This window comes from Xanthomonas sp. NCPPB 2250 (genome assembly GCF_056725265.1).
On the sequence record NZ_CM161520.1, the window covers coordinates 4,165,799 to 4,177,859 of the forward strand.

Consider the following 12,061-nt stretch of genomic DNA (forward strand, 5'->3'; position numbering starts at 1 on the left):
AGACGACCGCGCCCACGGGCGCGGCGGTTGCCGCGCGCTGCGCTGCTTCACTTCATTCCATCAACCCCGAACGGAAGAGAGCACATGAAACTGCCCAAGAAACCCGCCAAGGTTCTCGCCCTGGCGCTGGCCTGCGCGTCGCTAGCCACGCTGTCCGGCATGGCGTCGGCCGCCAGCAACTGGAACCCGCAACATATCCTCAACGTGATGAAAGCCCCCTACCAGGGCAGCCGCGCCGATGTCGTGGTGATTTCGCACCGCGGCCTGGTCGGCGACGGCTGCGCGGAAAACTCCACCTGCTCGATCCTCAGCACTTACAACAACAACATCGAAGCGATCGAACTCGATGTCAAGCAGGCCTCCGACGGCATCCTTTGGCTGTTCCACGACCAGAACGCCGGTCGCGTGGTGTATCACGAACCCGGCTTCTATATCTTCCAGCCGGCAACCAATCCAAAGGGCTGGAATCCGGACATCAGCACGCTGACCAGTCATGATCTGGTCAACTCGTTCCTGCGCGACAAGAACTTCGCTAAGACCAACGACAATCCGACCTCGCTGGCCAAGGCGCTGAACACCGTGGTGACCTACGCCAACCACATGGTGGTGGTGCTTGATCTGAAGAACCTGGATGCAGTCTCGCGTGCGGCCGACCAGGTCCACGCGTTCCGCATGGAGAACCAGGTGGTGCTGAAATTCAGCGCCTCGCTGCTGCCGAAGACGCCCAGCGAGATCACCCGCTTCACCAAGGGTGTGCCGTTCGCGCCGACCATCTACGCCGGCGACATGGACAGGCTGGCCGATGGCGGCTACGTCGGCGAGTGCGGCTCGGGGCGCGGCGACACGCCGGCGTGCCGGGTCAACGCCTGGATCAACGAGGCGCGTCGCCAAAGCGGCTTCGCCTGGCTGGAAATCGGCAACAAGCAGCCCCGCCGCGGCGACCCGACCGCCGAACTGCTGGCCGAGAACCAGGCGCAGAAACGCGCGATCGGCGCGTTCTCGCCGGTGCCGGAATATCGCCTGAGCAGCCATGACGGCCAGCACTATGTGCGCAGCAACGGCACCTGCTGTGCCTCGCTCGACGATTACCTGACCCGCACCAAGTACTTCGGCAACGAGACCGCCGACGACCGTCCGGATTTCCGCGGGCAGGTCACCGCCGGCTTCACCAGCATCATCACCGACGATCCGCTCGGCGTGATTCGCGCCAACGTGCCGCGCAACACCGCGCGCTACAACTGACCATCGCATGGTCGTGCCAGGGAGCCCCGCTCCCCGGCCCTGCACGGCGCCCACGCGCGCCGTGCAGCACGCCCTACGCCTTCAGGAGTTTCCCATGCGTCCCGCCCCACGTCCCCGCCATCTGCTTCTCGCGCTGCTGGTCGCCGGCGCGTGCGTGCCGCTGCTGCAACGCGCGGCGACCGCGCACGGCGCGCAAACCACCACGCCGGCCTCCCTCGCAACACACCCGCCTGCCGGCCCGGCCAGTGCGCAGACGCCACCGTCCACCGGCGCCGCTTCGATGAACGGCAGCGCCGTGCCCGGGCCGCCTGCGAGTAGGGTGCTGGCCGCGGCGCAGGCGCTGCCCGCCGATTTCCAGGCCGATGTGCTGCTGCGCTTGGCTGCATCCGCCGATCTTCCAGCCGACGGCAACCGGGCCGCTGCCGCGCAACGCCTGACGCAGCAGGCCGCGGAACTGGCCGAGCGCGCGCAACGGCGCATGCCCGGACTGGTACGCACCGGCAGCATCGACGAAGAGCACGACGACGAACTGCGCCCACCACGCACCGCCGGCCTGGATCAACTGACGCTGCAGACACGCGCCGCACAGCACGCCACACCGGCGCAGGCACAGACGTTGTTCGCCGAGTTGCCGACGCCGCACGCCGGCAGTTGCGATGCGGACTATCTCGACGATCCCAGCCCGACCTATGCGTTGGCCAGCGCATTGCAGCCGGCACCACCGGCGGCGCGCGCCAGCGCAATCGCCGCACGCGTGGACGCGGCGCAACACGAAACCGACACCGCCCCGGCGCTGAAGATGGCGCTCGCCGCGGCGCCGCTGGACAGCGCGGGACAGGCACAGCTCGCCGACAGCCTGGTGCGCATGTTCGAACGCATCCGCGGCGACGATGCCGGTTTCACCGCCACCGAACTCAGCGTGGCCGGCGACATGCCGCTGTTGCTGCAACAAGTGTCCGACAGCGCACTGCGCGAGCGACTGCACGCTGCCTACCGCGACTACGTCGCCGCGCATCTTGCGCAGACGCGCTGCCCTTCCAGCGTGCTCGGCAACCACTGGCTGCTGGAGCAGCGCTTCTTCGCCGAGCTGCCGGCCGAGCGCATCGTGCCGGCACCGCCACTCCCCGCGCAGTCGATCGACGCCGACGCGATCTCGCTGATCCGCCAGGCGGGCTTCAACATCCGCACGCAGTTGCTGGATGCGGCTGCCGGTGCCGGCGATCCGGCCACGGAAAAAGCATCGATGGAGTTCCTCGACCAGCTCGACCATGGCGTGCTGCAGCAGACAGCGGCCAGCGACGACAGCGGCCGCGTGCAGCGCGCGCGCCTGCGCGAACTGCTGCGCTATCTCGAGTACGCGCCGGCGGGCGCGGCGCGCGACCGCGGCATGCACCTGCTCGCCACGCTGCTGAGCGGCCCGTATTACGCACGCGATCACGACACCTGGTTCGGCGATCTGCGCGTGCTCGCCGATCAGGCGCAACGCTGGCCCGATCGCGATCAACGCCTGGCGCAACTGAGCGGACACGCCGATCCGGTGGTGAAGGTGTACGCCATGCTGATGCAGCGCAAGCAGTTTCCCTGAGCCCGATGCGCAGCAGTGCGGCGCTGCACCATGCCGTCGCGCGGTGAGGCGCGACGGCATCTCGACACAGTGAGATGTGAACCCTGTCAACACTCGGGATTCAGTTGCGATTCGGGAACCGGCCCCTATCGTTCGCGCCTCTTCTCGATCCGCCCATCTTGGTGGATCCGCCGGACTTCAGATTGCCGGCACCCGGGCGGCCCGTGACAGGCCGCCTCCCCATGACGCCAAGCCGCATCGCTTGCCGCGCCATCCCGGCGCAGCGCCACGACGACGGCCCATACGGAGCAAGGAGTACGATGAAACTGGCCTGGATTCTCTGGCTCTCGCAATTGTTGCCGCAACCCGCTGCCGATTCGCTTTGCCTCAGCACCACCGTCTACCTGGAAGCGCGCGACCAGACGCTGCGCGGACAGCAAGCCGTCGCCGAAGTGGCGCTGCGGCGCCTGGACAGCGGCCTGTGGGGCGATTCGATGTGCCAGGTGGTCACCGCACGCAAGCAGTTCGCGCCGGGCCTGGTGAAGCCGGGCACCGAATTGAAGAACGACGACGCCTGGGCCGATGCGGTCAAGGTCGCCTTCGCCGCCGAGCGCAACTGGGCGCTGCCGCAGGGCCAGCGCAAGGAGATCGTGCCGGGCGCCAGCCACTTCGCCGCGCATGCCATCGCCAGCCCGAGTTGGCGCAACGCCTATCAGGTCGCAACCATCGGCGACCACACGTTCTATCGCGTGCAGAAGCTGCGTCCACGCAACGCGTCCTGATCGTTCGCCACACAGGCATGCCCTGACGCAGGCGCGCGCGCCACGCACGGCGCGTCTTCATCGCCAAGCGCCCCGCGCAGCAGGTACGCTCTGCCGTCCTGACCGATGCGGAGCCGCCTGCCATGAAACTCTATTCCAAGCCCGGCGCCTGTTCGCTGGCCGATCACATCGCGCTGCGCTGGGCCGGATTGCCGTTCGAACTGAAGCTGCTCGATGCCGCGGCGATGAAGGCGCCGGCGTACCTGGCGATCAATCCGGCCGGCGCGGTGCCTGCGCTGCAGATGGACGACTGGGTGCTCACCCAGAACTCGGCGATCCTCAACTACATCGCCGATCTCGCGCCCGACGCGCACCTGGCCGGCGACGGCAGCCCGCGCAGCCGTGCCGAAGTGCAGCGCTGGCTGGCCTTTCTCAACGCCGATCTGCACCCGGCGTTTCATCCGCTGTTCGGCAGCACCCGCTATCTCGACGACGCCGCGATGATCGCGCGCACCCAGGAGCACGCACGCGAACGCATACGCACGCTGTACGCGCGCGTGGAAGCCGCGCTGGAACAGCAGACCTGGCTGGGCGGTGCACGCCGCTCCATCGCCGACGCCTACCTGTTCGTCACCCTGCGCTGGGCGCGCGCGCAGCAGATCGCGCTCGGCCCCAATCTGCAGCTGCATTTCGAGCGCATGTCCGCCGATCCGCAGGTGCAGGCGGCGCTGCAGGCCGAAGGCCTGAGCTAAGCGATGATGCGAACGCCGGCGCGGCTGCGCCGGCGTCGCCGGTCGCACGTCAACCGCGCAAGGCGCGGCGGATCTCCTCCAGCGCGCCGGGATCGTCCAGCGTCGACAGATCGCCCGGATCGCGCTGCTCGGCCAGGGCCTGCAGCGAGCGCCGCAACAGCTTGCCCGAACGCGTCTTCGGCAGTGCCTGCACCAGATACACCTGCGCCGGCCGCGCCACCGCGCCAAGACGCTGCACCACGCACTGGCGCAGTTCCTCGACCACCGCCGCCGCATCCGGCGCGACCTGCTTCAGCGTCGCGAACACCACCGGCACCTGCCCCTTCAGTTCGTCGTGCATGCCGATCACCGCGACCTCGGCCACGTCGGCATGGCCGGCGATGGCTTCCTCGATCTCGCGCGTGCCCAGGCGATGTCCGGCCACGTTGATCACATCGTCGGTGCGGCCGAGGATGAAGGTGTAGCCGTCCTCGTCGCGGATCGCCCAGTCCAGCGAGCTGTACAGCAGCGTGTCGAAGTGGCTGAAGTAGCTGCGCAGGAAGCGCGCGTCGTCGTTCCACACCGTGGTCATGCAGCCCGGCGGCAACGGCGGCTCGATCACCAGCACGCCCTTGCGCCCGGCCGGCACCTCGACGCCATGCTCGTCGACGATGCGCGTGCGATAGCCGAGATTGGGAAAGCCGGGCGAGCCCGGCTTCACCGGCCGCAGCTCGACGCCCGGCAACAGGGTCAGCACCGGCCAGCCGGTTTCGGTCTGCCAGTAGTTGTCGATCACCGGCTTGCCCAGCGCTTCGCCGATCCACAACGCAGTCGGCTCGTCCAGCGGCTCGCCGGCCAGGAACAGATAGCGCAGCGCACTCAGGTCGCGCTCGCGCAGGTAGCGCGCCGGATGTTTCTTCAGCACACGGATCGCGGTGGGCGAGGAAAACATGGTGCGCACCCGGTACTTCTCGCACAGCGCCCACCACACACCCGGATCCGGCTGCACCGGCAGGCCTTCGTACAACAGCGAGGTCGCACCAACGATCAGCGGGCCGTACACGTTGTACGAATGCCCCACCGCCCAGCCCACGTCGGAGGTGGAGAACATGGTCTGCCCGGGACCACAGTCGAACACCGTACGCATCGACAGCGCCAGCGCCACCGCGTGCCCGCCGACATCGCGCTGCACGCCCTTGGGCTTGCCGGTGGTGCCGGAGGTGTACAGCAGGTAGCTGGGCTCGTTGGATTCCAGCCACACCACCGGTACCTGCGCATCGCCGACCTCGGCGCGCAGCTCTGCATAGTCGACGTCGCGCCCAGGCACGCGCGGCTGCGCCGGATCCAGCCCACGCGAGACGATCAGCACCGTCGGCGGCGGCGCACTGGCCTCCGCGCAGGCGGCATCGACCAACGGCTTGTAGGGGATGCGCTTGCCGCCGCGGCTGCCGGCATCGGCGGCGATCAGCAGTTTGGGCCGCGCGTCGTCGATGCGCAGCGCCAGGTTGTGCGCGGCGAAGCCGCCGAACACCACCGAATGCACCGCGCCGATGCGCGCGCAGGCCAGCATCGCGTACACCGCCTCGGCCATGTTCGGCATGTAGATGACCACGCGGTCGCCGCGCTGCACGTCCAGCCGCTGCAGCACCGCGGCGAAGGCGTTGACCTCGCGGTGCAGCTGCGCATACGTGATCTCCTGGGTCTGCCCGGTTTCGCTGGACACCGCGACCAGCGCCAGTTGCGTGGCGCGTTCGGGCAGATGCCGGTCCACCGCGTTGTGGCACAGGTTGGTCAGCCCGCCGACGAACCAGCGCCGGAACGGCGGCGTGTCGTACTCCAGGATCGCCTGCGGCGGCCGCTCCCAGTGGATCGCCCTGGCCTGCTCGGCCCAGAACTCTTCCGGCCGCTCGATCGAACGCCGGTACAACGTCGCGTAGTCCATGCCGCCCTCCCAAGGCCGGTGCACCGGCTCCGAGCATAGTCCTTCGACTGGGAGGGCGTCGTTCCGACCTTGGTCGAAGAGATTACGCGGCTGCCGCCATAGTTGTGCCATGCGGCGAAGGAGCCGTCTTAAAAGCAACAAAGATCTAATGGAAGGTTTCAGCCTTGAGCTTTTGCGACACCGGCTCCACTCGCCGCCGAGCTAGTTCTTGCTGAAGAGGAACCAAAACATCCTACTTCCCCGGCACCGTAAACATCACCACCACATTCGCCGGCGCCTGCTGAAAGCGCGTCGCCACCGAACTTTTGCTGAGCTGCACGATCTGATCCAGCGGCGTGTGCGGCACGCCCTAGAAATTGATCGTGACCTGGACCAGAGAGCCGTTGGCCCAGTCGAAGCCGACCGCTGGCTTGCTGCCGACCGATTTCTCCAGGTCGGCAGCCACCCGCAAATGCGCGTACGCATTCATCACCGTGTCGACCGCACCGCATGCAGTGAACGCCAGCTACACCGGCGCGCAGAGCAAACGCGATGTCATCGTGCGCGCCAGGTCGGCCGACTACTGCGTCTTCGCCTTGTCCGCCGACGCCGCACGCGGCGGCGCCTGCTTCACGTAGCGATCGAACCACTCCAGCATTTCCGCCACCACGTCCTCGTTGGATTCGCGCGCGGTGTACCAGTGCGGTTCGAACGGCAGCAGCACCAGCCGCGCGGTGCCGCCGAGGCCGCGGATGGCCTGGAACATGCGCGGGGCCTGGGTGGTCTCGGTGCCGGGGTTGGCATCGTCCATGCCGTGCACCAGCAGCAGTGGTTCGTTGATCTTGTCGGCGTGGAAGAACGCCGAGGCCTGCGCGTACACCTCCGGCGCGGCCCAGAACGAACGCCGCTCGTTCTGGAAGCCGAACGGGGTCAGGGTCTTGTTGTAGCTGCCGCTGGTGGCCACGCCGGCGCGAAACAGGTCGGTGTGCGCCAGCAGGTTGGCCGCCATCAGCGCGCCGTGGCTGTGGCCGGTGACACCGATGCGGTCGCGGTCGACCACGCCCAGCGCCACCGCCTTGTCCACCGCCGCCTGCGCGTTCTCCACCAGCTGCTGCAGGTAAGTGTCATAGGCGGTCTTGGGATCGCCGACGATCGGGAACGCGGCATCGTCGATGATCGCGTAGCCGGCCAGCAGCAACAGTTGGTAGGAATGCAGGCGGGTGAAGTCGCGGTCGTTGGCGCCGCTGACCTGGCCGGCCTTGGAGGCATCGGCGTAGTCAAGCGGATAGGCGTAGAGGATCGCCGGCACGCGCGTGCCTTCCTTGTACCCGGGCGGCGTGTACAGGGTGAAGGACAGTTCCACGCCGTCCTTGCGCTTGTAGGTCACCAGACGCTTCTGGATCTGCCGCACCACCGGGGTCGGATCGGGGAAGCGGGTCACCGGCGCCAGGGTGGAGGCGACCACCGCCTCGCCTGCCGCCACGGCCGGCTGCGCCTGGCCCAGCGTGCGCAGGTAGACGTTGGGCGGGTCGCTCGGCGACTGCCGCCAGGTCAGCAAGCGGGTGGTGTCCTCGCCGGCAAACCCGGCGAAGGCCTCGTCGACATCGGCGCCGCTGCGGAACAGACGCTGGGTCTTGCCGCTGGCCAGGTCGTAGCGGTCCAGGAACGGCCGGTCGCCGGCCGGGGTCGCACCCTGCCCGCTCAGGAACAGTGCGCCGTTGTCCTCGCGCAGCACGTATTCGCCGTTGGCCAGGCGACGCAGCTCGGGCGTGCCGGGATCGGCGTACAGGTCGTCGGTGGACAGGTCGAACAGCACTCGCCCAGCGCTGCCGGGGCGGTCCGCATCCAGCAGCGTGGTGCGGCGCCAGTGGCGGTTCTCGTCGTACTCGTCCAGCAGCGCCTGCCCGCCCTGCGCGAACCAGCTCAGGCCGGCGTAGCGCTGGGTCACCTTGGCCAGCTCGCGCGGCTTGCCGGTGAACGGCGCCGACAGGGTCAGCAGCTTGTCGCGCGCAGGAACGCTCGTCTTCCAGTCGCCGCCGTCCATCGCCTCGGCCCAGACCAGGGTGGCCGGCTGATTGGCGCGCCAGCCGTAGGCGCGCGGCCCGGTGGGCACGCCGTGTACCGGCACGCGGTCGGCCACCGGCAGCTTCGCCAGCACCCGCTCGCTGCCGTCGGCCAGGTCCAGCACCGCCACGTCGTGGGCGAAGCGGCCGTAGGTGGTGACGTAGGAATACGGACGCTGCAGGCGCTCCACGCGCACGTGGCGGCCGTCCGGCGCACCGTCGACCACCGAGTACACCGCCGGCTTGCCGACCGTGCGCAGTTTGCCGCTGGCGGCGTCCACGGTGACCAACTGCGCCGTGGCGTAGTAGGTGAACTGGGCCTCGTCCTCGGGGCTGGACAGGGTGTCGCGGGCCTCGTAGGTGCTGCTCTCGCCCTTGCCGCGGATCGCTTCCTTGACCTCCGGCCCCGGCGGCACCGCCGCCTTCACCGGCGCCGGGCCCAGGTCCTGCGGTACCGCGCGCACCAGCAGCGTATCGCTGCCGCCCAGCCACTGGATCTCGCCGCCCAGTACCGGGTTGAGCTGCACGCCGTCGATGCGACGCACCGCGCCGGTGGCGACGTCGCCCAGCCACAGTTCGACGCGGTCGGCCGCGGTGTTGTTGAAGGCGAAGCGGCGCCCGTCCGGCGACCACACCGGCTGCGCCGGGCAGGCGCCGGCCGGCAGGGTCACCGCGGTCTGCTTGCCGCTGGCCACGTCGACCAGGCTGAAGCCGTCCAGGCAGGCGCGGATGCCGTAGCCGTTGGACATGTCGTGGCGGGCATGGGTGCGCGGTTCCACGCGCACCCCGGCCAGCTTCAGGTACGGCTCGGCGACGCGCGCGATCGGCGGGTAGGCCTGGCGCTCGACCAGCAGCAGGGTGTGCCCGGTCGGGTCCAGCCGCGGCGTCGGATTGAGCGGGGCGCGCATCACGCCCAGCAGCGGCTCGGGCGGTTGCCGGTAACCGCTGTCGGCGGTGGCGGCGTGGGCGGCGACGGGCAACGCACTGGCGAGCGCCAGCGCGCCGATCCAGCGGAACGGCATGAGCATGGTCGAAATCCCCTTTCGAATGACCCCGGCAACCTAGCACGGCCGCCGCGCCGCGGCCGAGCGCCGAAGGTCATGCCCTGCCCGCCAGCGCGCCGCGCTCAGGCCGGGCGCAGCGCCTGCTCGGCGGCCAGCGCCGCCGCCACGCTGGGACGCTGCGCGATGCGCGCCGCGTACGCCGCCAACGCCGGATGCGCGGCCAGCGACAGGGCGAACCGCGGCAGCCAGCCGAGCACGGTGAACAGATAGGCATCGGCCACGCCGAAGCGCTCGCCGAGCAGGTACGGCTGCGCGCACAGCGTGGCCTCGGCATGGGCATAGCGCTGCAGCAGGCGGGCGGCGACCGCGGCACGCCGCTCCGGCGCCAGCCCGGCATCGAACAGCGGCACGCTGCCGGCATGCAGTTCGCTGTTGATGAAGGCCAACCACTCGTACAGGCGATAGCGCGGCAAGGCGTCTGCGTCCGCGGGCGGCGCCAGTGCCGCCTGCGGGCAGCGGTCGGCCAGGTACAGCAGGATCGCCGGCCCTTCGGTCAACACCTGGCCGTCGTCCAGCTGCAGCGCGGCCACGTAGCCCTTGGGATTGAGCGCACGGAAGTCCTCGCCATCGGCGGTGCGCTTGCTGCGGTTGTCCACGTGCACCAGCCGGAACGGCAACTGCAGTTCGCGCAGCACGATGTGCGGCGCCAGTGAACACGCACCAGGAGCGGCGTAGAGATGCATCGAAATGGTCTCGCAGAGGCGCCGGACAGTCGGCGCGCGCAGTGTGCGCGGCACGGCGCCCTGCGGAGAAACAAGAATGTCAGGACGGGTCAGTAGCGCCGCTAATGGCCTCGCCCAGGAACCGGCGCAGTTGCAGCGCGGCCGGCGCCGCGTGTACAGCAGCGACCAGCGCGAAGCGGCGCTGCAGCCGCGGCTGCAACGGCAGCACCTGCACGCCGTCGCGCTCGGCCGGCAGCACCGACGCCGGCAGCAGGCTGGCGCCCGCGCCGTCGCGCACCAGCACCCAGGCGCTGGACCAGTCGCGCACCTGCAGGCGCAGGTCGGCGATCGCCAGCCCGGCGCGTTCGGCCAGGCGCTGCGCATGCAGCCAGCAGCCGCCGGTGGCCAGCACGAACGGCAGCGTCAGCAGTTCCGCCAGGGCGATGTCGCGCGCCTGCGGACGCGCCAGCGCCGGCGGCAGCACCGCCAGCCAGTCGTCCGTGCCGAACACCATGGCGTCGCGCTCCGGCGCCGGATCCAGCACCACGCCCAGGTCGACCGTCCCGGCCGCCAGCCAGGCTTCGACCTCCTCGTCGCTGCCTTCCAGCCAGACCACGCCCGTGTCCGGATGCGCCCGCTCGAACGCGCGCAGGCGCGGCGCCAGCCATGGCCGCGACGAGGCGAAGCCGGCGACCCGCAGCGAGGCCGCCCCCGGTGCACGCTGCGCCGTGGCCAGGGCCTGGATCTGCCCCAGCTCGGCCAGCATCGCCCGCGCATGTTCCAGCGCACGCGTCCCGAATGGGGTCGGCCGGATCCGCCCGCGCTCGCGCAGCAGCAGCGCCGTGCCCAGCACGTGCTCCATCTGCGCGATGGCCTGGCTGGCGCCGGACTGGGTGATGCCGCAGCGCGCGGCGCCGGCGCTGATGCTGCCGCATTCGACGACAGCGACGTACAGCCGCCAGTGGATCAGATTCATCATGTCGGGTTCCCCACAACGCGAAACGCCGGGCGGGGCCCGGCGTTCCGTGACGACGCGATCGCGTTGGCGATCAGCCCAGCAGGTGGGCCACGCCGCTGCGCTCTTCTTCCAGCTCGGCCAGGGTCTTGTCGACGTACTTCTTGCTGAAGTCGTCGATCGGCAGATCCTTGACGATGGTGTAGGCGCCGTTCTCGGTGGTGACCGGGAAACCGAAGATCACGCCTTCCGGGATGCCGTAGGAGCCGTCGGACGGCACGCCCATCGTCACCCACTTGCCGTTGCTGCCCAGCACCCAGTCGCGGACGTGGTCGATGGCGGCGTTGGCGGCCGAGGCGGCCGAGGACAGGCCGCGCGCTTCGATGATCGCCGCGCCGCGCTTGCCCACGGTCGGGATGAAGGTGCCGGCATTCCATTCCTGGTCGTTGATCGCATCGGCGATGGAGGCGCCGTCGGCGGTGGCGAAGCGGTAGTCCGGGTACATGGTCGGGCTGTGGTTGCCCCACACCACCAGCTTCTCGATGCCGCCGACCGGCTTGCCGAGCTTGAGCGACAGCTGGCTCAGCGCGCGGTTGTGGTCCAGGCGCAGCATGGCGGTGAAGTTCTTCGGGTTCAGGTCCGGCGCCGACTTCATGGCGATGTAGGCATTGGTGTTGGCCGGGTTGCCGACCACCAGCACCTTGACGTCGCGCTTGGCCACCTTGTTCAGCGCCGCGCCCTGCGCGGTGAAGATCTTGGCGTTCTCCAGCAGCAGGTCCTTGCGCTCCATGCCCGGGCCGCGCGGACGCGCGCCGACCAGCAGGGCGATGTCGGCGTCCTTGAACGCGACTTCGGCGTCGTCGGTACCGACCATGCCGGCCAGCAGCGGGAACGCGCAGTCTTCCAGCTCCATCATCACGCCCTTCAGCGCGGCCTGGGCCTTCTCCATCGGCAGTTCCAGCAACTGCAGGATCACCGGCTGGTCCTTGCCGAGCATTTCGCCGGAGGCGATGCGGAACAGCAGGGCATAACCGATCTGGCCGGCGGCGCCGGTCACGGCAACACGAACGGGTGCTTTCATGGGGGATTCCTCTGCTA

9 protein-coding genes are annotated in these 12,061 nt (G+C 69.4%); 4 read left to right on the plus strand and 5 right to left on the minus strand.

Features of this window, described 5'->3' with window-relative positions:
• Positions 1 to 84: 84 nt before the first annotated feature.
• The 4 genes from AC1PMG_RS16815 (at position 85) to AC1PMG_RS16830 (ending at position 4,319) form a co-directional block, all read left to right on the plus strand.
• On the plus strand, positions 85 to 1,242 hold the full coding sequence (locus tag AC1PMG_RS16815) for a glycerophosphodiester phosphodiesterase family protein (RefSeq protein ID WP_481109629.1): 1,158 nt from the start codon (positions 85 to 87) through the stop codon (positions 1,240 to 1,242).
• A 94-nt stretch (positions 1,243 to 1,336) separates the two neighbouring features.
• On the plus strand, positions 1,337 to 2,827 hold the full coding sequence (locus tag AC1PMG_RS16820) for a hypothetical protein (protein WP_481109630.1): 1,491 nt from the start codon (positions 1,337 to 1,339) through the stop codon (positions 2,825 to 2,827).
• 299 nt (positions 2,828 to 3,126) lie between these two features.
• Complete coding sequence (locus AC1PMG_RS16825; protein WP_019797714.1) at positions 3,127 to 3,588, plus strand: cell wall hydrolase; 462 nt, start codon at positions 3,127 to 3,129, stop codon at positions 3,586 to 3,588.
• A gap of 122 nt (positions 3,589 to 3,710) precedes the next feature.
• On the plus strand, positions 3,711 to 4,319 hold the full coding sequence (locus tag AC1PMG_RS16830) for a glutathione S-transferase N-terminal domain-containing protein (RefSeq protein WP_481109631.1): 609 nt from the start codon (positions 3,711 to 3,713) through the stop codon (positions 4,317 to 4,319).
• A gap of 49 nt (positions 4,320 to 4,368) precedes the next feature.
• Here AC1PMG_RS16830 and prpE read toward each other — a convergent pair whose 3' ends face one another.
• The 5 genes from prpE to AC1PMG_RS16855 form a co-directional block, all read right to left on the minus strand.
• On the minus strand, positions 4,369 to 6,240 hold the full coding sequence (gene prpE / locus AC1PMG_RS16835; protein ID WP_342073885.1) for a propionate--CoA ligase: 1,872 nt from the start codon (positions 6,238 to 6,240) through the stop codon (positions 4,369 to 4,371).
• Between the two features lie 559 nt (positions 6,241 to 6,799).
• A complete protein-coding gene (locus AC1PMG_RS16840; protein ID WP_481109632.1) occupies positions 6,800 to 9,310 on the minus strand; it encodes a S9 family peptidase in 2,511 nt (836 codons plus the stop codon).
• 98 nt (positions 9,311 to 9,408) lie between these two features.
• Entirely contained in the window at positions 9,409 to 10,029 is a 621-nt protein-coding gene (gstA, locus tag AC1PMG_RS16845) for a glutathione transferase GstA (protein ID WP_481109633.1), read from the minus strand.
• Positions 10,030 to 10,108: 79 nt separating this feature from the next.
• Positions 10,109 to 10,987 carry a LysR family transcriptional regulator gene (locus AC1PMG_RS16850; RefSeq protein ID WP_481109634.1) on the minus strand — a complete coding sequence of 293 codons (879 nt, stop codon included), beginning with the start codon at positions 10,985 to 10,987 and terminating at the stop codon, positions 10,109 to 10,111.
• Positions 10,988 to 11,057: 70 nt separating this feature from the next.
• Positions 11,058 to 12,044: a malate dehydrogenase gene (locus AC1PMG_RS16855; protein ID WP_152182218.1), complete on the minus strand. Its 987-nt coding sequence runs from the start codon at positions 12,042 to 12,044 to the stop codon at positions 11,058 to 11,060.
• Between the last annotated feature and the right edge of the window lie 17 nt (positions 12,045 to 12,061).